This is a genomic window from Bradyrhizobium sp. USDA 4474, assembly GCF_054057515.1.
In genome coordinates this window covers 1,898,122-1,921,587 of the sequence record NZ_JBSRZJ010000002.1, presented here as the reverse complement: position 1 = coordinate 1,921,587, position 23,466 = coordinate 1,898,122, and the positions used below count along the sequence as shown (strand labels likewise).

Below are 23,466 nucleotides of genomic sequence, written 5' to 3'. Positions count from 1 at the left end.
CATCACAAGAGCATCAGCGCCGCGAGCACGGCCTGATGCTGGCGCTGGTCTCGCCGGCACTGCTGGTGATCCTTGCTTTGATCGTGCTGCCGGTCGGCTGGCTGGCTTGGCAGTCGATCTACCATGACGGCTTTACGCTGGAGAATTATCGCCGCCTCTTTACCGAGGACATCTACTGGCGCAGCTTCGCGCTAACTTTCGAGATCAGCCTCGCGGTCACAGCGATCGCGCTGTTGCTCGGCTATCCCGTCGCCTACCTCGCCAATTCGGTGCCGAAGGGGTGGAGCATCCTGATCCTGTCGCTGGTTGTCCTGCCATTCTGGACGTCAGTGCTGGTGCGCGCCTATGCCTGGCTGGCGCTGCTCCAGCGCACCGGGGTGATCAATCAATTCCTGCGTTATCTCGACGTGATCTCCGGGCCGCTGGCACTGGTCCACAACACCTTCGGTACGGTGGTCGCGACCGTGCACATCCTGCTGCCGTTCATGGTGCTGCCGCTCTACGCCACCATGCAGAAGATCCCCGGCGATCTCATGCAGGCCGGCACCAGCCTCGGGGCAAGCCCGTCGCTGACCTTCTTCCGCGTCTTCCTGCCGCTGTCGCTGCCGGGTGTGCTGGCCGGCTGCACCATGGTGTTCGTGCTCTGTCTGGGCTTCTACATCACGCCGGAGCTGCTTGGCGGCGGCCGCACCGTGATGGTATCGATGCTGGTGAGCCGCAATGTCGAACTCTACAACCAGTTCGGCGCGGCGAGCGCGGTCGCGGTGGTGCTGTTGCTCAGCGTGCTCGCGATCTTTTTCGTCGTCAGCCGCTTCATCTCGCTCGATCGCGTGTTGGGGCAGAAATGATGCGACTGTCGCCCGCGCGTATCGCCCTCTATGCGATCAGCACGCTGGTGCTGGTCTATCTGATCCTTCCCGTGCTGATCATCGCACCGATCTCGTTCTCCAGCGCGCGCTTCCTGACCTTCCCGCCGCCGTCCTTCTCGCTGCGCTGGTATCAACAATATCTGGCCAATCCCGCCTGGATGCAGGCGACGCAGGTGACGTTGACGGTCGCTTTCTTCACCGTTCTGATTGCAACGCCATGCGGCGTCGCCGCCGCCTATGCCATCAGCCAGGCGAAGCTGCGCATCATGCGCGTCATCCATATGGCGCTGCTGCTGCCGCTCGTGGTGCCCATCATCATCACCGCGGTCGGCATCTTCTTCGTCTATGCCAAGGTCGGCCTGGTGGCGACCCTGCCGGGCTTGGTACTGGCGAATGTGATGCTGGGATTGCCTTATGTCGTCATCTCGGTGCTGGCGGGCTTGCAGAGCTTCGACCCGGCGCAGGAGATGGTAGCGCGTAGCCTCGGCATGAACCGGCTGCGCAGCTTCTTTGCGGTGACGCTACCGCAGATCAAGTCGAGCGTGATGGCTGGCGGCATCTTCGCCTTCATCTCCGCAATGGACGAGACCATCGTCGCGCTGTTTATTTCCGGCGGCCAGTATCAGCCGCTGACCAAGCGCATGTTCACCGCGCTCCGCGATGAGATCGACCCTACCATTGCCGCGATCTCGACGCTGATGACCGCTGCGTCCTTCATGCTGGTGCTGCTGGCGAGCGCGCGACGGAAGCAGAGTGGGTGAGGGGCTTGATGTCGACCCGGCCTGGTGCGCAATTCGCGCGGGGCCGCGACCCATACTCTGCTTCACAGGTTGTTGCGCCGATCCGCGCCAGATGAGATCAGGCCCCGCGTCCGCGCGGCCGGCTTCGGAGCTGGCGATGATTGCTGCACTGGCAAGAGCAAAATCCGCGCGACGGGAACCAATGTCGACATCGAACCCCCTGTAGATCGTCGTGATCTTCTCGGGCGCGGGCCTGCTGGCCTCCTTCGTGGCCGCGATGATCCACGGACAGGCTCTCAACGCGCTCTGTTCCGAGCGCCGCGATCCGTCATGCCACCGGGTCCCTCGCACGATCCGCACGCGTCCGGTTCTCCGGCGCCAGTGCTGGCGCGGGTCTGACCGGCTCGTTCTCGCGAGGTGCGGAGGCGTCGCCCGAGCCGGGCTTGACCGCAGCCGGGCCGGTGTCGCGATAGGCGACGATCCAGATCAGAAAGCCCAGAAGCGCGAGTCCGGCGCCGACGGGGCCGGTGGAGGTCCAGCCCAGCCCCTGGCGAATGGCGAGGCCGCCGAGGAACGGGCCGAGCGCATTGGCGGTGTTGAATGCCGAATGGTTGAGCGCGGCCGCGAGCGCCTGTGCGTGCCCCGCGACATCCATCAGGCGCGTTTGCAGGATGGCACCGAGTGCGACGCTGGCGCCGATGGCGAAAATATCGATCGCCAGCAGCCAGGGATTGCCGGCGACGAGCGGAAACACCAGCAGCGCCACGGCCGCAAACAGCAGGATGCCTCCCGCCGTCGGCATCAGCGCGCGATCGGCGAAGCGCGGCACGAACAGATTGCCGAGCGTGGCGCCGACGCCGAAGATCGCGAGGAAGAACGGGATGACGTCGGTGCTGACCTTGGTGACCTCGATCAACGTCGTCGCCAGATAGGTATAGACGGCGAACATGCCGCCGAAGCCGATGGCGCTGATCGCGAGCGTGATCCAGACGCGGCGGCTTTTGAGCGCGCCGAGCTCGCGCAGCGGATCCGACCGGCCGGCCTGGTCGCGCGGCGCAAACAGCGCGCACAGGAGCATCGTGAGCAAGGCCAGTCCCGACACGAGGCCGAAACTCGCGCGCCAGCCGGCCATCTGGCCGATCAGATTGGCCATCGGCACGCCGATGATGGTGGCGACGGTCAGGCCCAGCATCACCTGGCCGACTGCCTGCGAGCGGCGATGTTGCGGAACGAGCGAGGCCGCGACCAGCGCAGCGATACCGAAATAGGCGCCGTGGGGCAGGCCTGACAGGAAACGGGCCGCGATCATCGCGCCAAAGCCCGGCGCCAGCGCGGTGAGGGCGTTGCCGAGCGCGAAAATGGCCATCAGCGCCAGTAGCTGCGTGCGTCGTGCGAACCGTGCGCCGATCACGGCAATCAGCGGCGCGCCCAGCACCACGCCGAGCGCGTAAGCGCTGATCGCGTGTCCGGCCGTCGGCTCGTCGATATGAAGGTCGGCCGCGAAGAACGGCAGCAGGCTCATCGATGCGAATTCGGTGGTTCCGATCGCAAAGCCGCCCATCGCGAGCGAGAACAGGACGATGGCGAGATGAGGGGGCGTTGAATTGCGCGGCGAGGTCGCGTGAGGCGAGGTCGTCATGTGTCCTGCTTAGGTGACGGCAACGGGAACCAGCCCAGCAAACGTCGCCATCCCTGCAGTCTTTGTCCCACCTACTTAAACGCGTCAGGATTCGCGTCAACACCGCAGGCCCACGTAAAGCGGTCCGCATATCAGCGTCCCGGTTTGCTCAGGGCATCCGCGTCAATCTGTCTCGTGACATCCACTCAAGAACGTCTCCAGCCGCTTGTTGCACGGCTGGAGACGTCCAAGACACAAATGACCGATCAGAACTGCACCTCGCCGGGAACGTCGATATGGTGCCGCTCAATGAAGGCCTGCGCTATCGCGGTCAGTGTACGACCAACACCGGCACGCTTCCGTCGGCCAGGACCTCCGATGTTTGACTTCCCAGGAATAGCTTCTTGAGCCCCCGGCGCCCATGGGAGCCCATAACGATCAAGTCGCAGCCTCCTGACTTTGCTGTTTCGATAATCGCGGTGGCCGGGTGCGCATTCGGAACGTGCAGGAGTTCCGCGGTTATCCCGGCTTGCTCTGCCATGGCTCGTGCTTCGTCGAGGACTTTGCGCGCACGCTCCCTGCAGGCCGCATCGAAGCTGTCGATTTCCTGCTGCGACGGGATCCATCCCGGGGCGTGTCCGCTCCCGTAGTCGATTGGCAGTGACTCCGTCACGGCAATGACGGTCGCTTTGGCCTTCAAGGCCTTTGCCAAGGCAATCCCATGCCTGATGCCGTTTCTTGCGACGTCCGATCCGTCCGTGCTGAGGAGAATCCGGGTGTACATTTGGCGGCCTCCTTTCTCGACAACCCGTCGCCATCTCCCGGTGCGGTTGTTTGACCTTAACAGGCGCCTCCCATTCAAGGACAGACCAGGACGGGGGTCTTTGCGTGTGTAAGCACCTTGTTCGTCACGCTCCCGATGAGAAGCGCGGTAAGTCCGCTGTGCCCATGCGACGACATGACGATGAGATCGCAGCCCTTCTCCGCGGCGGCTGCGATGATGGCCTGATGGGGTTGCCCGCTCTCCGCTTGAATCGTCTCGCAGGAAACACCGGCCGTCCTGGCCGCCTTTGCCGCGCCATTCAATATGCTGGCGGCCTGTTCCTTGCGCAACTCGGCATATGTTGCGACCGCTTCGAGGAACCGGCCTGAGACTTCGGAAAACGCTTCCACAACGAAGATGAAGGATACGGTGGCCCCGAGGGATTTCGCCAGCGCCAATCCGTGCGCAACCCCACGCTCCGCTAGCTTAGACCCATCTGTCGGAATGAGAATGTGCCGGTACATGCTCTACCTCCCGATTGTCCGGACGTATCGCTGCCTTGCAAGGACAGGTTAGCTCGCGTTCCGACTGCAGTCTTGAGATAAGTCAACCTGTTGGTTCATCCTATCGTGATCCGGATGTCCGCAATTGGCACAGGGTGTCTCTGCAAGCGAGAGCCGCTGTGCGGAGAGACCCCTCACCCGGCGCGTCGTGCCGACCTATCCCGCAAGCAAGCGGGAGAGGCCAGGTGCCCGTAGCTGGTCGATTCAGCTGCTTCAGACCGCCGGTCTAGAACTGCACTTCGCTCGGGATGTCCTCGGCGCTGAGGCCGACGGTTTCATAGGCCTTCAGCAGCCATTCGCGGGTCTGACCGAGCGAACGGTTGTAGTCGGCCCAGGCGCTGAGGAAATCCTTGTAGCGGCGATCGGACTCGGCACGGATGCCGAGGTTGGTCGGCAGGGTCAGCAGCGGCCGCGGGATCGCGAGATCGCCAAGCGTCGGATTCTTCTTCAGCGTGAAGACCGACAGCACCGCCAGCGAGACGTTGCAGTCGGCGCGGCCGGTCGACACCGCGAGGATCGCCTCGTCGCGCGTCTTGAAGCCGAGGATGGTTGCCTTCGGGCAATAGTGGCGCGCGATGGTCTCGTGGGTCGAGCCGATGTCGACGGCGATCTTGACCTCGGGCTTGTTGAGCTCGGCCCAGCTCTGCGGCTTGGCAAAGCCCTTCTTTGTGATGACGGTGAAGGAGTGCACCAGGATCGGCGTCGAGAAGTCGATCACCAGCGCGCGCTCTGGCGTCGGGTTCACGGCAAAGGCGAGATCGATCTTGTCGGCCTGAAGATCCAGGATCTGGTTGCCCCAGGTCGATTCCAGCGTCTCGACCTTGGCCCCTAACTTGCCGGCGATGTCGTTCGCCATGTCGATACACGCGCCTGACCATTGATTGGTCGCGAGGTCCTTGTGGAAATAGGGATCCTGGCCGGCGATCACAGCGATCCGCAGCACACCGCTCTTCTTGATGCGATCGAGCGTTGAGGCCGGCGCGGTGTCGGCCCGGGCCGAGGCGGTCGCGGCCATTGCGGCGCCTGCCAGCGCGACGGTGGTGAGTGCGTCCCTACGGTTCATGGTCAGTGCTCCCTGATCAGCAGCTCCGGCTGGGCACTATTTCTGTATTCAGGGCATAATGCAATATGGTATTACAGCCTTGCCGGGAGTTGTGCGATGAAGCAGGTTAGAGCCTAGTCCTCTGGCAAAGCGAGAGAAAATTGCGTCAGAGGAGGAAGTCTGTGCGCGCTGTTTTCGTCGATGCCAACGACACGCTGGCAGCGGTCACCGAGAAGCTGCTGGGCGGGACCAAGCTGCCTGTTGGCATCAACCGCAATCCTTCCATCAAGTCGGACGATCTGCCCGACCTGCTCGGCGATGCCGAGATCATGATCGTCGACCATACGGCCGTGCCATCAGCGATCGCGGAGAAGTGCGCGAAGCTGAAGCACGTCATCTTTCTCGGCACCGGCGCGCGCAGCTACATGAATCCGGAGGAGCTCGCTGCGCGTGGAATCGCCGTCCATACCATCAAGGGTTATGGCGACACCGCGGTGGCCGAATGCGCGATCGCGCTGATGTGGGCCTCGGCCAAGAATTTTAGCGAGATGGACCGCGGCATGCGTGAGGGCAACTGGCTACGGCGTGATGCCGTGCAGCTCACCGGCAAGACGCTCGGCCTGATCGGCTTCGGCGGCATCGCGGCCGAAGCCGCGCGCATGGCGGCCGGCTGCGGCATGAAGGTGATCGCCTGGAACAGGACGCCGAAGACGCATCCCGGCGTCGAGTTCGTCTCGCTGGAGAAGCTGCTGGCGGAGAGCCACGTCGTCTCGCTGCATCTCTTGCTCAACGACGAAACCAAGGGTTTCCTATCGCGCGAGCGTATCGCCCGGATGCGCAAGGGCAGCATCCTGATCAACACGGCGCGCGGCGCTGTCGTCGACGAAGAAGCAATGCTGGATGCGTTGCGCTCGGGCCATATCGCGCATGCCGGCCTCGACGTCTTCACCGTCGAGCCGCTCCCCGCAGGCCACGCGCTGACAAAGCTGCCGAACGTGACGCTGTCGGCGCATTCGGCGTTTCGTACGCCCGAGGCCAGCGACAATCTCATCGGCGCGGCGCTCGATCACTGCCGCCGCGTCATCGCGACCGGCACGTAAAGGACATCCATGTCTGATATCACGCGCATCGACCAGAACGCCCGCCGCAGCCGCGCTTCCATGTTCGGTGATCTCGTTTTCCTCGCCGGCCAGGTAGCGGATACCAAGACCGCTGACATCGCCCAGCAGACCCGCGAAGCATTGGCGAAGGTCGATGACATGCTGGCCCGCGCCGACACCGACAAGTCGCGCCTGCTCAGCGTTCAGGTCTGGCTGAAAACCATGGACGATTTCGACGCGATGAACGCGGTGTATGATGCCTGGGTCGTTCCGGGCAACGCACCGACGCGTGCCTGCGGCAAGGTCGAGCTCGCCGATCCGGCCTACCGCATCGAGGTGATCGCGATTGCCGCGCGCCGCTGACATGCGCGCCGCTGCCCTCTGAACCGATTGCATCGGCCTTGCGCGTTGTTTCCGCCTGTCCTACGCCACCTCGGAACAAAAACGCATTCGCTAAAGCCTGCAGGGAGCTGTCAATGACCATCAGAAACACCCGCACCGGGGGCCAGATCCTGATCGACCAGCTGGTCGCGCAGGGCGTCGACCGCGTCACCTGCGTGCCCGGCGAGAGCTACCTGGCGGCGCTCGATGCGCTGCATGACAGCCCGATCGACGTCGTGATCTGCCGCGCAGAAGGTGGCGCGGCGATGATGGCCGAAGCCTATGGCAAGCTCACCGGCCGGCCCGGTGTCTGCTTCGTCACCCGGGGTCCCGGCGCGACCAATGCCAGCCATGGCGTCCATATCGCGATGCAGGATTCGACGCCGATGATCCTGTTCGTCGGCCAGGTCGATACCGGCATGCGCGAGCGCGAGGCGTTCCAGGAGCTCGACTACAGGGCGGTGTTCGGCTCAATGGCGAAATGGGCGGTCGAGATTGATCGTCCCGACCGCATTCCCGAACTGGTCGCGCGCGCCTTCCGCGTCGCGATGCAGGGCCGCCCCGGTCCCGTCGTGATCGCGCTGCCCGAGAACATGCTGACCGAGACCGCCGCTGTCGCCGATGCCATGCGCATCGAGCCGGCGGTGAGCTGGCCGGCGCCATCAGATCTCGAGCAGGTCGGTGCAATGCTGGCGAGCGCCAAGGCGCCGCTGGTCATCCTCGGCGGTTCGCGCTGGACCGATGAGGCGACCAAGAGCGTCGCGCGTTTCGCCGAGCGCTTCGACCTGCCGGTCGCGACCTCGTTCCGCCGGGCCTCGCTGATCGATGCCGACCATTCGCACTATGCCGGCGACCTCGGCATCGGACCGAGCCCGAGTCTCAAGGCCCGCGTCGACAATGCCGATCTCATCCTTCTCGTCGGCGGCCGCATGTCGGAGATGCCGTCGTCGTCTTACACGCTGCTCGACATTCCCGCGCCGAAGCAGAAGCTGATCCATGTGCACCCAGGCTCGGAAGAGCTCGGCCGCATCTATCAGCCTGATCTCGCGATCCAGGCGACGCCGGCCGCATTCGCCGCCGCCGTCCAGGCGCTGAAGCCTTCAGGCGCGGTTGCCTGGAAGGGCGAAGCCGCCAAGGCGCATGCCGACTATCTCGCCTGGACCGACAAGGCGCGTGAGCTGCCGGGCACGTTCCAGTACGGCCAAGTCATGACCTGGCTGCGCGATCGGCTGCCGAAGGACGCGATCGTCTGCAACGGCGCCGGCAATTATGCCGGCTGGATCCATCGCCATCACCGCTTCCACAGCTTTGCGTCTCAGCTCGCGCCGACCTCGGGGTCGATGGGCTATGGCGTGCCGGCGGGCGTGCTCGCCAAGCGGCAGTACCCGGATCGTGTCGTCGTCGCCTTCGCCGGTGACGGCTGCTTCCTGATGAACGGCCAGGAATTCGCGACCGCCGTGCAGTATGACGCGCCGCTGATCGTGATCGTCGTCGATAACTCGCAATACGGCACCATCCGCATGCATCAGGAGCGCGACTATCCCGGCCGCGTCGTCGGCACCCAGCTCAAGAACCCTGATTTTGCGATGTATGCGAAGGCGTTCGGCGGTCATGGTGAGCGCGTCGAGCGCACGGAAGAATTCGCGCCGGCGTTCGAGCGCGCGCTGGCCTCGGGCAAGCCGTCGATCCTCCACTGCATCATCGATCCCCGCGCGATCTCGGTCGGCAAGGACTTTACGCCCGCGGTGAAGGCGTAGGCGATGTCGGAGAGCCGTCACGTCGCCATCATCGGAGCCGGCGCGATCGGCGTGATCAGCGCCATCGAGGCACTGCGCGAGGGACATCGCGTTACACTGATCGATGCCGGCGCGCCCGGTGGCGAACAGGCCGCGAGCTACGGCAACGCCGGCTGGCTCTCCTCGCATTCGGTGATCCCGCCGGCCGAGCCGGGCACCTGGAAGAAGGTGCCTGGGTATCTCATGGATCCGCTCGGCCCGCTCGCGATCCGCTGGTCGTATTTGCCGAAGGCGCTGCCCTGGCTGCTCAAGTATCTCCTTTCGGGCTGGACCGAGGCGCGCGTCGAGAAGACGGCGCTTGTGCTGCGCGATCTCCTGAAGGACGCGCCGCTGTTGCACCGGAAGCTCGCGGAAGAGGCAGGCGTTCCCGAACTGATCGAGCGCAACGGCGTGATGCACGTCTTCCCGTCGCGCGGCAATTTCGATGACGATCTCGGCTGGCGGCTGCGCAGGAAGGTCGGCATCGAATGGCTGGAGCTCAATGCCGACGAGATGCGTCAGCGCGAGCCGGATCTGCATCCGCGCTACACTTTCGGTGTGGTGGTGGAGGAAGCCGGACGCTGCCGCGATCCCGGCGCATACGTTGCGGCGCTCGCCCGGCATGCGCTGGCGAACGGTGCCAAGCTGGTGCATGCGAAAGCCACGGGGCTCAAGCTTGCGGGCAACAAGGTCGTCGTCTTTACCGAGACCGGTGAGATTGCGTGCGATGCCGCGGTGGTCGCAGCCGGCGCGCGTTCAAAAAAACTCACCGCATCGGTCGGCGATCCGCTGCCGCTCGAAACTGAGCGCGGCTATCACGTCATGATCGAGAATCCCGAAACGGGACCACGCAGCTCGATGATGGCGTCCGACGCCAAGATGGTGGTGAACTGGACCAACAAGGGCCTGCGAGCCGCCGGCACGGTCGAGATCGCGGGCCTGGAGGCCGCGCCGAACTGGAAGCGCGCCGAGATCCTGCGCAACCACCTTCTCAGCATGTTTCCGAAGCTGCCGAGGGACATTCCGGCGTCGCGTATCAAGACCTGGTTCGGTCATCGCCCCAGCATGCCTGATGGTATTCCCTGCATCGGCCATGCGCGCGCCTCGCGCGATATCGTCTATGCCTTCGGCCATGGCCATATCGGGCTGGTCGGCTCGGCCCGTACCGGCCGTCTTGTCGCCCAGCTCCTGAGCGGCAAGCAGCCGGAAATTCCGCTCGCACCGTTCTCGCCCAATCGCTTCCTCTGAGATCGCACCATGACTCAAGCAGCCAGCTCATCTTCCCGCATCGCCCGTGGCGGCAAGGCCATCTACGGCGCACCTCTCGGCATCCTGATGCTGGAAGCGCGCTTCCCCCGCATCCCCGGCGACATGGGCAATGGCACGACCTGGCCGTTTCCCGTGCTGTATCGCGTGGTGAGCGGCGCATCGCCGGAGAAGGTGGTGCTGAAAGGCGCCGCCGGCCTGCTGCCCGATTTCATCGATGCTGCCAAGGATCTGGTGCGGCTCGGGGCCGAAGCCATCACCACCAATTGCGGCTTCCTCTCGCTGTTCCAGAAGGAGATCGCGTCGGCTGTCGGCGTTCCCGTTGCGACCTCCTCGCTGATGCAGGTGCCGTGGGTACAGGCGACCTTGCCGCCGGGCAAGCGCGTCGGCCTCGTCACGGTGTCGGGCTCGACCCTGACGCCGGCCCATCTCGAAGGCGCAGGCGTGCCGCTCGATACACCGCTGGTCGGCACCGAGCACGGCAAGGAATTTTTCCGGGTTCTGATCAAGGCCGAGAAGGACGACATGGATGTGGCCCAGGCCGAGCGTGATGTCGTCGAGGCGGGAAAGCAGCTGGTTGCGAAGAATCCGGACGTGGGCGCCATTGTGCTCGAATGCACCAACATGCCGCCTTATGCGGCCGCGTTGCGGGCCGAGGTGGGGTTGCCGGTCTACGACATCTATTCCATGATCACCTGGTTTCATGCGGGGCTGCGCCCGCGCGCCTTCAGCTGATTCTGGATGTCACCCTTCACGACCTCCACTTTCGTTTGCATTGCAATCATTCCTGCAGCCCCAGTATATTGGCTGTGTTCGAGCATGAATGCTGCTGATGATGAGTAACGTGGAACTGGCTTCCGACAGTATCGTCGATCGCGTCTATGAACAACTCAAGGCGATGGCCGTGAGCTACGAGTTCAAGCCGGGCGAACGGCTCAACGAGGGTGAGCTGGCCAAGCGGCTTGGCGTCAGCCGCACGCCGCTGCGCGAAGCCCTCAACCGTCTCAACACCGAAGGTTTCCTGCGCTTCACGCCAGGCAAGGGCTTCTTCTGCCGCGAACTCGACGCGCACGAGATCTTCGATCTCTACGAGCTGCGCAAATCGATCGAGGTCGCCTCGGTCCGCCTCGCCATCAGGCGCGCCAGGGACGAGGACATCGACTCGCTCCTGAAATTCCTCGAAGCCACTGGCCCCGATCCCGGCGAGCGCTCTTCCGTGGAGTTGGTCGAACTCGACGAGACGTTCCACGAGCGGCTGATGGCCATGTCGAACAATGCCGAGATGCTGCGTGTCTTGCGCAACGTCAATGCCCGCATCCGCTTCGTGCGCTGGATCGACATGGACAGCATCAACCGCTCCAACACCCAGGCCGAGCACCGCGCCGTCCTCGAAGGCCTGAAGGCGCGCAACGAAGAGGTCTGCGTGTCCGTGCTGGAGAAGCACATCGATCGCCGCCTGGATCGCATCACGTCGGCGATCAAGGAAGGCTACGCGCAGATCTACATGCCGGCCGCGGTGAGGTCGGCGGCGAATTGAGGTTCTCACCTCGTCCGGGGTGGGGAGAACGCATCTGTAATTCACCAGAGGGAGGCGGTCGGTGGCTCCATGCTCCCAGCTATACAATCCCTCGATACCTGATCGTCCCAGACAGTCAGAGCTTTCGTTCGCAAACATCGCTAGCATCTCTCCTGAAATTCACGGAGACTCAGGTGCAAAGCCCCAAGCCCCATCCCGAAATCGACTGGCCATCCGAGCTCTATCGCGTCCTGAAGACGGCCGACGTCAAGCAGATGTCCTACGTGCCGGATGCCGGCCACAGCCAGCTGATCCGCTTGTTCTCCGCCGACGCTGACGTCACCACCAATGTGCTGACGACCGAAGAGGAAGGCATTGCGATCGCCGCGGGCGCCTGGCTTGGCGGTCAGCGCAGCGTGCTGCTGATGCAGTCGAGCGGGGTCGGCAATTGCATCAACATGCTGTCGCTGTCCGCGATTGGCCGCTTTCCGCTCTTGATGCTGGTGACGATGCGCGGCGAATGGGCCGAGTTCAATCCCTGGCAGGTGCCGATGAGCCGGGCGACGCAGCCTTCGCTGGAGGCGATCGGCCTGAAGGTGATGCGCGCCGAGACGGCAGGGGACTTGGTCGAGACAGTCGAATCCGCGGCAGCGCTCGCCTACGAATCCGACCAGCAGATCGCTGTTCTGATCGGGCAACGCCTGATTGGCAAGAAGAAGTGGTGATACCGATGAGCGTTCCCTCCGAACTCGATCGTCGTGCAGCGGTTGCGGCCCTTCTCAAGAATCGCAAGGACACGTTGGTTGTCGCTGGCCTCGGCTCGCCGACCTACGATCTGCACGCGGCCGGCGACCGCGACGACAATTTCTATCTCTGGGGCGCCATGGGCGGCGCCGCGCTGATCGGCCTTGGTCTTGCCCAGGCGCAACCTTCCAGGCGCGTCCTCGCGTTGACCGGCGACGGTGAGCAGTTGATGGGCCTCGGCGGCATCGCCACCATCGGCGTCGCCCGGCCGCGCAATCTCGCCATCGTCGTGATCGACAACCAGCATTTTGGCGAGACCGGAATGCAGGCGAGCCACACCGGGCGCGGTGTCGATCTCACGGCGATCGCAACCGCCTGCGGTTTTGTCGCAACGGCGACCGTTCGGACGTTGGAGGAGGTGCGAGGCCTGGCCGCTGACATCGCCGAACCGGCCGACGGCCCGCGGCTTTTTGTCGTCAAGGTCAGGGCCGAAAATCCGCCGCGCTCGCTGCCGTCCCGCGATGCCGTCTTTATCAAGAACCGGTTCCGGGCTCATCTCGGATTTGCGACGGCCTGATGGCGGGCGATTGCTCCTAACTACACTGTGCCGGTGAAGGACGAGTAGGTCTCGCCGGTGCATCTCAGTCGTCATGCCCGGCTCGACGCGGGCATCCGCGTGCTTTGGCAATTGTGGCGCTGCGTGGATGGCCGGGACAAGCCGCCATGACGGCCTACTCCGCCGCCAAGGTCATCCCATAACCGAGCCGCTTCGAGATGCCGCCGGCACAATCGCGCAAGGCATGCGCGATGGGGCTATCCCAGCGCGCATCGAACGTCCCTTCCGGCCCCATCGCGGTGATGACAAGCGCGACATGGCCGGAATGATCGAATACCGGCGCGGAGAACGCATTGACACCGGGCAGGGGATCGCCGAGCGCGCGGGCGAGACCGTGCTTGCGGACCTCGGTGAGCATGTCGGCGACCTTGGCGCCTTTCACGGCGCGCTTCGGATTGTAGCCGACGCCCTGGCGATCGAGGCCGCTTTCGAGCGCGGCATTGATCGTCTTCTCCGGCAGGAAGGCCGCGAAGGCGCGGCCGGTGGCGGTCTCCAGCAGCGCCATCACCGAGCCCGCGCGCATCACGACGTGCACGGGCTGGCCGGGCTCTTCCAACTGCACCACGGTCGGGCCGTACGTGCCCCACACCGCGAGCGAGACGGCGTGACCGACCTGGCTCGCGAGCGCGGCAATCTTCGGCTGCGCGATGCGGACGCCGGAGAGGCGGCGCAGGCTGATCAGGCCGAGCTCCAGCGCCAGCGCGCCGATCTCGTAGCGGCCGGTGGTTTCGTCCTGTTCAATCAGGCCGATGCGCGAGAAGCTGGCGAGATAAGGATGCGCCTTGGCGGGCGTCATGCCGGCCTCGCGCGCGAGATCGCGCAGCATCATCGGCTCGCCGCTCCTGGCGAGCGCACGGAGCAATTCTCCGCCGACCTCGATGGACTGGATGCCGCGGCTTTCTCTCTTCATGCGCCTCCGATGCGCTTCGCTTAGGCCGCGTCGCGCTTGGCGGCGCTGTCGGCGAGATGACGGCCGGCAATGTAGCCGAAGGTCAACGCTGGCCCAAGCGTGATTCCGGCGCCGGGATAATTGCCGCCCATGATGCTCGCCATGTCGTTGCCGGCCGCGTAGAGCCCGGGAATCACCCGGCCCTCGGAATCCAGCGCGCGGGCGTTCTCGTCGGTGACGATGCCGGCATAGGTGCCGAGGTCGCCGATGACCATCTTGATGGCATAGAACGGCCCGTTCTCGATGGGCGCGATGCAGGGATTCGGACCATGCATGGCGTCGCCCTGATAGCGGTTATAGGCTTTTGATCCCTTGCCGAAGGCAGCGTCGTGACCCAGCGGCGCAGTTGCGTTGAATTGCTTGATCGTCTCGGTGAACGCCTTGGCATCGATGCCGGCTTTCGCCGCCAGCGCCTCCAGCGTCTCGCCGCGCATGAGGTAGCCGGTCGCGAGATGATGACCGAGCGGCATCGGGAACGGCGGCACGCAGCCAAGTCCGTATTTGCGCAGCGTTGGGTGATCGCAGACGAGATAGGCCGCGATCTCCTCGCCGGGCTTTGCCGCCTTGGTCATGGCCTGGACGAAGTCGTGATAGGAGTTGCCTTCATTGGTGAAACGCTTGCCGTCGCGCATGACCGCGATCACCCCGGGCTTGGCGCGATCGATGAAATGCGGCATCACGCCCTTCGAGCCGTCCTTGCGCGTCGTCAGCGACACGGGCACCCAGGCCGCCGCGTTCGGCAGCCGATCCTCGACATGTCCGCCGGCGCTTTCCGCGAGGCGCAGACCGTCGCCGGTGTTGCCGGTCGGGCCGGGCGAAAAATGCTCATGACCGGTCGGTGCGTGCGGAAACAGCTTTTTGCGGCGCTCGACATCGTGCGGAAAGCCGCCGCAGGCGAGCACGACGCCCCGCCGCGCGCGGACGCGCACGTCGCGGCCGTCGCGCGAGACGATCGCGCCGATCACCGCGCCGTTCTCGACGCTCAGCTTGCGCACCGGCGATGACAGCCACATCGGAATCTTCAGATCCTGCGCGGATTTGGCGAGACGCCCCGCGAGCGCATTGCCGTTGGTCAAGGTCATGCCGCGGCCGTAGCGCAGCACGTCCATCAGATGCCGAGACAGCCGCTTGGCGACGTAGACCGCCGAGGTCAGCGACTTCGTTACGCGCATGAAGTGGATGATCTCTTTGCCGCTTCCGAGCATCATGCCGAACACGGTGAGCTCCGGCAGCGGCATGCCCAGCGTCGTGATCTGGTCGCCGAGTTCGCGGCCGTCGAACGGCCGCGTCACCATCGAGCGACCGCCTTGCGCGCCGCCTGGCGCCTCGGCGTGATAGTCCGGGAACACCAGCGGCATGTCGAAACGCAGCGCGGTCTTGGTGGTGAAGAAATCGACAGCCTCAGGGCCAGCGCTCAAGAACGCATCGACGCGCGCGGCGTCAAAATTGTTGCCGGCCTCGTGCCGCAGATAGGTGCGAGCCTGCTCCGGCGTCTCCGCGATGCCGTAGGCCTTCGCCAGCGAGGTCCCGGGGATCCACAACCAGCCGCCGGAGCGCGCCGTGGTGCCGCCGAAGCGCGGCTCCTTCTCGACGATCAGCACCTCGAGGCCGCGATATCGTGCGGTGATCGCGGCCGACATGCCCGAGCAGCCCGATCCGGCCACGAGCACATCGCACTCGTAAGTCTCAATTGCGTTGTGCGCGTTGCCGGTCATGTCTCACCTCAGTTCTTCAGAAGCGGACATTTGGATTCGGAGACCGGGCGGAAGGCGTCCTCGCCCTTCACCGTCTTGATGATGTCGAGATAATCCCAGGGTTCCTTCGACTGCTCGGGCGACTTCACCTTGGCCAGATACATGTCGCGGACGACGCGGCCGTCCTCTCGCAACTTGCCGCCGTGAACGAAGGTGTCCTCGATCGGCAGCTCGCGCATCTTGGCCATGACCTTGGCCGGATCGTCGGTGCCGGCGGCCTTGATGGCTTTGAGATAGTGCAGCACCGAGCCGTAGACGCCGGTATGGATCATGGTCGGCATCACATTGGTGCGGGCGAAGAATTTTTTCGACCAGGCGCGGGTCGCCTCGTCCATGTTCCAATACGACGCCGTCGTCATGTAGGTGCCCTGCGCGGCCTTGAGGCCGACCGCGTGCACGTCGGTGTCGAACATCAGGAGACCGACGAGCTTCTGGCCGCCCTGGACCAGACCGAACTCGCCGGACTGCTTGATGGCGTTGTCGGTGTCCTGGCCGGCATTGGCGAACGCGACGACGTCAGCCTTGGAGCTCTGCGCCTGCAGCGCGAACGAGGAGAAGTCGGCCGTGTTGGTCGGATGCCGGACGCCGCCGAGCACCTTGCCGCCCATCTCGTTGATGAAGCGCGTGGCGTCCTTCTCGAGTTGCTGGCCGAAGGCGTAATCCGCGGTGATGAAGTACCAGGATTTGCCGCCTTCCCTGATCACGGCGGACGCTGTGACCTTGGACAGTGCGTAGGTGTCGTACGTGAAGTGCACGGTGTTCGGGCTGCACAGCTCGTCGGTGAGCGAGCTCGCGCCGGGGCCGGAGAGCAGGGCGATCTTGTTGCGCTCGCGCACCATGTTGTGCACGGCGATCGCGATGCCGGAATTGGGGATGTCGGCGACGGCGTCCACCTTGCCGTTGTCGAACCAGCCGCGCACGATGTTGACGCCGACGTCGGTCTTCATCTGGTGGTCGGCGCTGATGATCTCGATCGGCTTGCCGAGCACGGTCGGGCCGAATTCCTCGACCGCCATCTTGGCCGCCTCGACGGATCCCGGCCCCGAGTTGTCACGGCCCCAGCTCGACAGGTCGGTCAGCACGCCGATGCGCACCACGTCGTCGGAGACTTGCGCGCTCGCGACCGTGGTCATGGCAGCAGACATCATGGCGGCGAGCATGGCGCAGGCCAAAAGCCCTCTCATGTCATTCCCTCTCTTTTATGGCCGCTCGGCGCGGCGGGTTGTTTTGATCCAAATTAAATAAAGACGAATGAGTTTGTCAATAACGAATAACGAGGCGAGATCGGTCGAATGCGCCGCACGTTGCAGCCCCGACCGTGTTTGGCCATGATGCCCTCCGGAATTGTGGGGCGGATGGCAATGACGGCAGCAGCGGGAGTCTCCGGCGCAACGGAGCGATCGACGACGGCCCATGTGGTGTGGGCGAGCGCGCTCGGCACCGCGATCGAGTGGTACGACTTTCTGATCTATGGCACGGCCGCCGCACTCGTGCTCAACAAGCTGTTCTTCCCGGGCTTCGATCCCTTCGTCGGCACGCTCGCGGCATTCTCGACCTACGCGGTCGGCTTCGTGGCACGGCCGATCGGCGGTGCCATCATCGGGCACTATGGCGACCGGCTCGGCCGCAAGACAATGCTGGTCGCGACCATGATCGCGATGGGGCTCGGCACGTTCCTGATCGGCTGCTTGCCGGCCTACAGCCAGATCGGCGTGTGGGCGCCGATCCTGCTCGTCGCGCTGCGCTTTATTCAGGGCATCGGTCTCGGAGGCGAATGGAGCGGCGCTGTGGTCATGGTGGTCGAGCACGCCGGCAGCAGGCGCGGCTTTTACGGCAGCCTGGTGCAAATAGGCTTTCCGGTTGGCGTTGCCGCTTCCACCGGCATCTTCGGGCTGATGACGCAATTGCCCGAAGCGGATTTTCTGAGCTGGGGCTGGCGTGTGCCGTTCCTGATCAGCATCGTGCTGGTCGGCATCGGCTTCATCGTACGTCTCAAGCTCGCGGAGACGCCGCACTTCAAGAAGGTCGTCGAACGCAAGGAAGTCTTGGCGCAGCCTGTCTGGGACGTGCTGCGCCGCGACTGGCGAAGCTTTCTGCTGGCGATCGGCATCACGGTGTCGGAAGTCGGGCTTGCGTATCTCCTCACCGTTTTCGTCGTGGTCTATGCCACGGCAACGCTCGGCTTGCCGCGCCAGGTGATCCTGAATGCAGTCGTCTACGCCGCGATCGTCGAGTTCGCGACGCTGCCGCTGGCCGGCTGGCTATCGGATATCTTCGGCCGCAAGGCGTTGTATCTCGCCGGCGGCGTGTTCTCGGTGGCGCTGGCGTTTCCGCTGTTCTGGTTCCTCGATACCAGGGATCCGGGACTGATCACGTTCGCACTCGTCGTCACCATGACCCTGACACATGCGCTGCTGTTCGGACCGAAAGCCGCGTTCATGCCGGAGCTGTTCCGCACGCAAGTGCGCTACAGCGGCGCCTCGCTCGGTGCCAATGTCGCAGCCGCACTGAGCGGCGGCTTCTCGCCCTTGATCGCAACCGCGTTGCTCGCCTGGGCCGGCACTTACTGGCCGGTGTCGCTCTACATCATCGCGTTGTCGATCATCACCATCATCGCGACGCTGATGACGCCGGAGACGGCGCGCGAGACGCTCAAGTCCTGACAGGACTCGTCGTCAGCTCCGCTGTGTGAACGGGCGGGCGAGCCCCATTGCCGCGCCTATTCTGCACGGTCTGGCGCCTTCTTATGCGCTTCTGCCAAAAGCAAATGCAGCGGGCCGATCCATTAGCCGCGTTTATGCGGCGAATTTTTACTTCCAATTTTACTTCGCAAAATCTCAGCCATAGCCTCACGCGCAACTGATCCCATCTGCAGCCGGTCAATGGCGATCGGTGCGAGCGTTCATCGTAGCCAACGAGGGTTGCCATGTCTGACGAGACGAAGGGGAATTTCACGTCCGATCCGGCGGGAACGGCAGCGAAGCCCGTGAAAAAGCTGAGCCGGCGCACGCTATTGAAGGGGGCGGCCGCGGTTGCGGGCGCAGCCGCAGGATCGGATGCGATCCGCGGATTCCCGACCATCTGGGCGCAGGAGATCAAGGACATCGAGTTGCGCCATGTCGGCGTGTCCTATTCGGTGGTGAAGGCGATCGGTGACCAGGCCGCCAAGGATCTCGGCTTCAAGGTGACGATGCAGAACCTCGACACCTCCGCTGCCATCAACCGCTTCATAAGCCAGCCTAATACGGTCGATATCGCCGATCTCGAGGGCTGGCAGGCCAAGCTCGCCGCGAAGCGAGCCGTCATCCAGGGCATCGAAGTCAAGAAGATCAAGGAGTTCGACAATATCCTGCCGATCTTCACCAAGGGCGAGATCGACGGCCACAAGATCCCGCGCCAGGGAATCTCGCCCTATGAGGCCATGTACATCGCCAAGCCCGACGCGACCGATTTGAATGACGGTGTCACCGAATGGGCGACGTTCCTGCCGCAGGTCTACAACGCCGACTCCATCGGTTATCGCCCCGACCTCGTCGGCCACGAAGTGACCGAATGGAAGGATCTGATCGATCCCAAGTTCAAGGGCAAGGCCGCGATCCTCGACGTGCCCGCGATCGGCATCATGGATGCCGCGCTCTGCTTCGAAAGTGCCGGGCTGATCAAGTACGGCAACAAGGGCAACATGACCAAGGAGGAGATCGACTTCACCTGCAACAAGCTGATCGAGCTGAAGAAGCAGGGCCAGTTCCGCGCGACCTGGACCACCTTCGACCAGTCGGTGCAACTGATGGCCGCGGGCGAAGTGGTGATCCAGTCGATGTGGTCGCCCGCGGTCGCTGCCGTCCGCGTCAAGGAGATTCCCTGCGTCTACGCGCCTGTTAACGTCAAGGACGGCAAGGAAGGCTATCGCGGCTGGTGCAACGGCATGGGCCTGATGAAGCATCTCTCCGGCAAGAAGCTGGAGGCGGCTTACGAATATCTCAACTGGTATCTCTCAGGCTGGCAGGGCGGCTTCGTCGCGCGCTACGGCTATTACAGCCCGGTGCCTTCGACCGCGAAGAAATTCCTCACCCCGGCCGAATGGGCGTTCTGGTACGAGGGCCAGCCCTCGCCTGAGGTCGTCAACGATCCCTATGGCGTTGCGATGGAGAAGGCCGGCACCAAGCGCGACGGCGGCTCGTTCCTCGATCGCGTCAAGAACATCTCGTGCTGGAACACGCTGATGGACGAGGCGGCGTACATGAACAAGCGCTGGAACGACTTCAAGGTGGCCTGAGGCCTGCATTCCCTGACGTCAACGAAGCACCGGCGCCGTGACGCGCCGGTGCTGATAAGACCGCCATCGAGGCCATTGGTCATATGCAGCCGAGTCCAGGTCCATTTCCATCACGCTCCAATCTCGCCGGCTGGCTCTATGTTTCGCCGCTGGTCATGGTTCTCGTGCCGTTCTTCGTGGCGCCGATCCTGGTCGTGCTGGCTGCGAGCTTCTTCGCCACCGACGGCTTTGGCGGGCTGACCCCGGGCTTTACGCTGGCAAGCTATGTCGAAGTGCTGCATTCGGCGCTGACGTTGAAGCTGTATCTGGCGACGATCAAGTTCACCGCGCTGACGTGGGTCCTCACGCTGGTCATCGGCTTCCTCGTCGCCTATTTCCTCGTCTTCCACGTTCGAAACCAGCTCTTGGCGATCGGCCTTTTCCTGCTCTGCACCGTTCCGTTCTGGACCTCGAACATCATTCGGATGATTTCCTGGATCCCGTTGCTCGGCAAGGAGGGCCTGATCAATCAGGCGCTGCTGGCGATGGGTTTGATCCATCAGCCGCTCGAGGTGTTGCTGTTCTCCGATCTCGCCGTCGTCATCGCCTATGTTCACCAGCTCACGATCTTCATGATCGTGCCGATCTTCAATTCCATGGCCCGGATCGACAAGAAGCTGATCGAAGCCGCGATCGATGCCGGCGCCAGCCGGTTCGACATCATGCGCCTGATCGTGGTGCCGATGTCCAAGAGCGGTATCGCGCTCGGCACCATCTTCGTGGTCTCGATCGTGATGGGCGACTTCTTCGTGGTCAAGGTGATGTCCGGCGGCGGCTCGGCCTCGGTCGTCAGCGCGTCCTACGAGGACGTCGGCGTGCTGCAATATCCGACCGCCGCGGCAAGCGCCGTGCTGCTGACGCTGGTCCTGGTTGCGATCGTCTCGCTGATCCTGCGCACCGTCGACATCAGGCAGGAGATCACGCGATGAGCGCTGTCCTTGCCGACATGCCCGAAACGGTCACGCCCGCGACGACCAAGGCGATCGCGCCCAGCAAGGGCGGCCGGCCCTGGACGTTCTACGTGCTGGCGACGCTGTTCGCCTTCTACGTCATCGCGCTCTACGGCCCGATGTTCTGCATCTACGTCCTGTCGTTCCAGGACATCCGCGGCGGCCTGGTGTTTCCGATGAAAGGCTATTCGCTGCACTGGTTCGTTGATCTCTTCACCCAGGTGCGGACCGGCGACGTCAAGGGCTCGTTTGATCGCTCGATCAAGCTCGCCGTCGTCGTCACCATCATCACCGTGCTGGTGTCGTTTCTTGCAGGCCTCGGCTTCCGCAGGCGCTTTCGCGGGGACACTTTTGTCTTCTACATGATGATCGGCAGCCTGGTGGCGCCCGGGCTCGTGCTCGGCCTCGGCACGGGTCTTCTGTTCCAGGCGCTCGGTCTGAACGCAAGCTGGTACACCTCGGCGCTGGGGGCGCAGCTGTCCTGGACGCTGCCGTTCGGCGTGCTCGTGATGTTCGCGGTGATGTCGCGCTTCGACCACGCCTGGGAGGAGGCGGCCTACGATCTCGGCGCCAGTCGCTGGCAGTCGATCCGGCTGGTGATGATCCCCGTGCTGGCGCCCGGCCTCGTCGCAGTCGCATTGTTCGGCTTCACGCTGTCCTACGACGAGTTCGCGCGCAGCCTTCAGACCGCGGGTTCGCTGAACACGCTGCCGCTGGAAATCTGGAGCATGACGCTGAACGTCACCTCGCCCTCGCTCTATGCGCTCGGCACGGTGACCACCGTCGTTTCCTTCATCGTCATCGGCGCAAGCCTCGGCAGCATCGTGTTGATCCAGAAGAGACGCGGCAGCCAGGCCAAAGGTTGAGCAAGGGTTGAGACGGGAATGAAATGCGATCGTGGCGATATCGAACTTGCAGGCGTCTGCAAGAGCTTTGACGGCATCACCAACGTGGTCGACGGCGTCAATCTCAGGATCGCAGATGGCGCCTATTGCTGCTTCATCGGCCCGTCCGGCTGCGGCAAGACCACGATCCTGCGCATGATCGCCGGTCACGAGGATCCGACCTCAGGCGAAATCGTCATCGGAGGCCAGAATGTCGTCGGGCTCGCGCCCGTGCAGCGCCGCACCGCCATGATGTTCCAGTCCTACGCGCTATTCCCGCATCTGACGGTGCGCGAGAACATCGCCTTTGCATTGCGGGTCCGCGGTCAGTCGAAGGCCGATCGCCTGCGGGCGGCCGACGCCATGATCGAGAAGGTGCGGCTGACGCAGTTCGCCGACCGTCTGCCGGCCCAGCTCTCCGGCGGCCAGCAGCAGCGCGTTGCGCTGGCGCGGGCGGCGATCACCGAACCAAGGGTGCTGCTGCTCGACGAGCCGCTGTCCGCGCTCGACGAGCAGCTTCGCGTGCAGATGCGCCAGGAGCTCCGGCGCATGCAGCAGGAGCTCGGCATCACCTTCATCCATGTCACCCACACCCAGCTCGAGGCGATCGCGCTCGCCGATCTCGTGGTGGTGATGGAGCACGGCAAGATCAAGCAGGCTGGTGCGGCGCGCGACGTCTACGCGCATCCGCACGATCGTTATGTCGCCGAGTTCATGGGCGGGCAGAACGTGCTGTCCGGTCGGGTCGAGAAGGTCAACGGTGCAAGCTTCACCCTCTCGCAGGCCGCACCTGATGGCATCGAGGTGCCGCTGCAGGCGCGCGCGACCGTCGGCATCGGTGACATCGTCGATATCGCGGTCCGCCGCGACGACGTTGCTCTTGTCAGGCCGGGCAGGGACCTGCCGCCAGGTTGCACCACGTCGCTGCCGAGCCGCGTGCTCGCGATCGAGTACCAGGGCTATTTCGTCAAGGTGATGCTCGACACCGTGCCCGACGACGAGTTCGTCGCCTACGTGCCGGAAAAAACCTTCTTCGCAGATCCCTTCACCGTCGGCGATGTCGTGATGGCCACATGGGCCACCGGCAGCGCGTTGCCTCTGGCCTCAAGACCCCTGCGCACAGGAGCATGACCGTGCAGATATCCTTCACACTCAACGGCCGGCCCATCACTGTCCAGGTCGAACCGGCAACGCTGGTCGCCGAGCTGCTGCGGGAGCAGCTCAACCTCACCGGCACCCATATCGGCTGCGACACCAGCCAGTGCGGCGCCTGCGTGGTCCATCTCGACGGACTGCCCGTGAAGAGCTGCACGTTGCTGGCGCCCGCGCTCGACGGAGCGACGCTGCTCACCATCGAGGGTCTGGAAGGCGCGCCCGGCTCGAACCAGATGCATCCGATGCAGGAGGCGTTTCGCGAGCATCATGGTCTGCAATGCGGCTTCTGCACGCCCGGCATGCTGATGACCGCGGTCGCGCTCGCGACCGAGAAGAGGGATCTGACCGAGGCCGATGTCCGTCACGGCCTCGAAGGCAATATCTGCCGCTGCACCGGCTACCAGAATATCGTCGTTTCGGTCATGGCCGGCGCTGCCGCCATGAGCGCCGCCAAGGGAGAATGACC

At 64.1% G+C, this 23,466-nt stretch carries 23 protein-coding genes; 16 read left to right on the top strand and 7 right to left on the bottom strand.

What is annotated here, in order from left to right; translation table 11 throughout:
* Positions 1 to 35 precede the first annotated feature (35 nt).
* On the top strand, positions 36 to 848 hold the full coding sequence (locus ACVW16_RS10890) for an ABC transporter permease (RefSeq protein ID WP_456738222.1): 813 nt from the start codon (positions 36 to 38) through the stop codon (positions 846 to 848).
* Entirely contained in the window at positions 845 to 1,630 is a 786-nt protein-coding gene (locus ACVW16_RS10885; RefSeq protein ID WP_456736121.1) for an ABC transporter permease, read from the top strand. The genes ACVW16_RS10890 and ACVW16_RS10885 overlap by 4 nt, the downstream gene beginning before the upstream one ends.
* 307 nt (positions 1,631 to 1,937) lie before the next feature.
* Here ACVW16_RS10885 and ACVW16_RS10880 read toward each other — a convergent pair whose 3' ends face one another.
* The 4 genes from ACVW16_RS10880 to ACVW16_RS10865 all read right to left on the bottom strand — a co-directional run bounded on the left by ACVW16_RS10880 (position 1,938) and on the right by ACVW16_RS10865 (position 5,616).
* Positions 1,938 to 3,248: an MFS transporter gene (locus tag ACVW16_RS10880; RefSeq protein ID WP_456699233.1), complete on the bottom strand. Its 1,311-nt coding sequence runs from the start codon at positions 3,246 to 3,248 to the stop codon at positions 1,938 to 1,940.
* 310 nt (positions 3,249 to 3,558) lie between these two features.
* Positions 3,559 to 4,011 (bottom strand): universal stress protein, encoded by a 453-nt coding sequence (locus tag ACVW16_RS10875; RefSeq protein WP_456736120.1) that lies wholly within the window; start codon positions 4,009 to 4,011, stop codon positions 3,559 to 3,561.
* 74 nt (positions 4,012 to 4,085) lie between these two features.
* Positions 4,086 to 4,514: a universal stress protein gene (locus ACVW16_RS10870; protein WP_456699231.1), complete on the bottom strand. Its 429-nt coding sequence runs from the start codon at positions 4,512 to 4,514 to the stop codon at positions 4,086 to 4,088.
* 265 nt (positions 4,515 to 4,779) lie between these two features.
* A complete protein-coding gene (locus ACVW16_RS10865) occupies positions 4,780 to 5,616 on the bottom strand; it encodes a transporter substrate-binding domain-containing protein (protein ID WP_456699230.1) in 837 nt (278 codons plus the stop codon).
* Between the two features lie 161 nt (positions 5,617 to 5,777).
* Between ACVW16_RS10865 and ACVW16_RS10860 the strand changes: the two genes are divergently transcribed.
* The 8 genes from ACVW16_RS10860 to ACVW16_RS10825 all read left to right on the top strand — a co-directional run bounded on the left by ACVW16_RS10860 (position 5,778) and on the right by ACVW16_RS10825 (position 12,954).
* Positions 5,778 to 6,695 (top strand): NAD(P)-dependent oxidoreductase, encoded by a 918-nt coding sequence (locus tag ACVW16_RS10860; RefSeq protein WP_456736119.1) that lies wholly within the window; start codon positions 5,778 to 5,780, stop codon positions 6,693 to 6,695.
* 9 nt (positions 6,696 to 6,704) lie between these two features.
* The gene (locus ACVW16_RS10855) at positions 6,705 to 7,058 is read left to right on the top strand and encodes a RidA family protein (RefSeq protein WP_456736118.1); all 354 of its coding nucleotides are present in this window, start codon (positions 6,705 to 6,707) and stop codon (positions 7,056 to 7,058) included.
* A 113-nt stretch (positions 7,059 to 7,171) separates the two neighbouring features.
* Positions 7,172 to 8,833: a thiamine pyrophosphate-binding protein gene (locus tag ACVW16_RS10850; RefSeq protein WP_456736117.1), complete on the top strand. Its 1,662-nt coding sequence runs from the start codon at positions 7,172 to 7,174 to the stop codon at positions 8,831 to 8,833.
* A 3-nt stretch (positions 8,834 to 8,836) separates the two neighbouring features.
* Positions 8,837 to 10,099 (top strand): NAD(P)/FAD-dependent oxidoreductase, encoded by a 1,263-nt coding sequence (locus tag ACVW16_RS10845; RefSeq protein WP_456736116.1) that lies wholly within the window; start codon positions 8,837 to 8,839, stop codon positions 10,097 to 10,099.
* A gap of 9 nt (positions 10,100 to 10,108) precedes the next feature.
* Complete coding sequence (locus tag ACVW16_RS10840; RefSeq protein WP_456736115.1) at positions 10,109 to 10,852, top strand: aspartate/glutamate racemase family protein; 744 nt, start codon at positions 10,109 to 10,111, stop codon at positions 10,850 to 10,852.
* A gap of 97 nt (positions 10,853 to 10,949) precedes the next feature.
* Complete coding sequence (locus tag ACVW16_RS10835; RefSeq protein ID WP_456736114.1) at positions 10,950 to 11,654, top strand: GntR family transcriptional regulator; 705 nt, start codon at positions 10,950 to 10,952, stop codon at positions 11,652 to 11,654.
* Between the two features lie 173 nt (positions 11,655 to 11,827).
* A complete protein-coding gene (locus ACVW16_RS10830) occupies positions 11,828 to 12,358 on the top strand; it encodes a phosphonopyruvate decarboxylase (RefSeq protein ID WP_456699224.1) in 531 nt (176 codons plus the stop codon).
* A 5-nt stretch (positions 12,359 to 12,363) separates the two neighbouring features.
* The gene (locus ACVW16_RS10825) at positions 12,364 to 12,954 is read left to right on the top strand and encodes a thiamine pyrophosphate-dependent enzyme (RefSeq protein WP_456736113.1); all 591 of its coding nucleotides are present in this window, start codon (positions 12,364 to 12,366) and stop codon (positions 12,952 to 12,954) included.
* 154 nt (positions 12,955 to 13,108) lie between these two features.
* On the opposite strand, the gene ACVW16_RS10820 is transcribed toward ACVW16_RS10825, so the two are convergent.
* Genes ACVW16_RS10820 through ACVW16_RS10810 form a run of 3 tightly spaced genes read right to left on the bottom strand, consistent with a single transcriptional unit; the run spans position 13,109 to position 16,880 of the window.
* Positions 13,109 to 13,903 carry an IclR family transcriptional regulator gene (locus tag ACVW16_RS10820; protein ID WP_456699222.1) on the bottom strand — a complete coding sequence of 265 codons (795 nt, stop codon included), beginning with the start codon at positions 13,901 to 13,903 and terminating at the stop codon, positions 13,109 to 13,111.
* Between the two features lie 20 nt (positions 13,904 to 13,923).
* Positions 13,924 to 15,657: an FAD-dependent oxidoreductase gene (locus ACVW16_RS10815; protein WP_456736112.1), complete on the bottom strand. Its 1,734-nt coding sequence runs from the start codon at positions 15,655 to 15,657 to the stop codon at positions 13,924 to 13,926.
* An 8-nt stretch (positions 15,658 to 15,665) separates the two neighbouring features.
* Positions 15,666 to 16,880 carry an ABC transporter substrate-binding protein gene (locus tag ACVW16_RS10810; RefSeq protein ID WP_456736111.1) on the bottom strand — a complete coding sequence of 405 codons (1,215 nt, stop codon included), beginning with the start codon at positions 16,878 to 16,880 and terminating at the stop codon, positions 15,666 to 15,668.
* 177 nt (positions 16,881 to 17,057) lie between these two features.
* Here ACVW16_RS10810 and ACVW16_RS10805 point away from each other — a divergent pair, with 177 nt between their 5' ends.
* The 6 genes from ACVW16_RS10805 (at position 17,058) to ACVW16_RS10780 (ending at position 23,464) form a co-directional block, all read left to right on the top strand.
* The gene (locus tag ACVW16_RS10805; protein ID WP_456736110.1) at positions 17,058 to 18,359 is read left to right on the top strand and encodes an MFS transporter; all 1,302 of its coding nucleotides are present in this window, start codon (positions 17,058 to 17,060) and stop codon (positions 18,357 to 18,359) included.
* Positions 18,360 to 18,622: 263 nt separating this feature from the next.
* Positions 18,623 to 19,972 carry an ABC transporter substrate-binding protein gene (locus ACVW16_RS10800; RefSeq protein ID WP_456736109.1) on the top strand — a complete coding sequence of 450 codons (1,350 nt, stop codon included), beginning with the start codon at positions 18,623 to 18,625 and terminating at the stop codon, positions 19,970 to 19,972.
* 83 nt (positions 19,973 to 20,055) lie between these two features.
* Positions 20,056 to 20,940: an ABC transporter permease gene (locus tag ACVW16_RS10795; RefSeq protein ID WP_456736108.1), complete on the top strand. Its 885-nt coding sequence runs from the start codon at positions 20,056 to 20,058 to the stop codon at positions 20,938 to 20,940.
* Positions 20,937 to 21,827, top strand: a complete 891-nt coding sequence (locus ACVW16_RS10790) for an ABC transporter permease (RefSeq protein ID WP_456736107.1) — start codon at positions 20,937 to 20,939, stop codon at positions 21,825 to 21,827. Before ACVW16_RS10795 ends, ACVW16_RS10790 begins: the two co-directional genes overlap by 4 nt.
* An 18-nt stretch (positions 21,828 to 21,845) precedes the next feature.
* Positions 21,846 to 22,976 (top strand): ABC transporter ATP-binding protein, encoded by a 1,131-nt coding sequence (locus ACVW16_RS10785; protein ID WP_456736106.1) that lies wholly within the window; start codon positions 21,846 to 21,848, stop codon positions 22,974 to 22,976.
* Entirely contained in the window at positions 22,973 to 23,464 is a 492-nt protein-coding gene (locus ACVW16_RS10780) for a (2Fe-2S)-binding protein (protein WP_456736105.1), read from the top strand. Before ACVW16_RS10785 ends, ACVW16_RS10780 begins: the two co-directional genes overlap by 4 nt.
* Positions 23,465 to 23,466 lie beyond the last annotated feature (2 nt).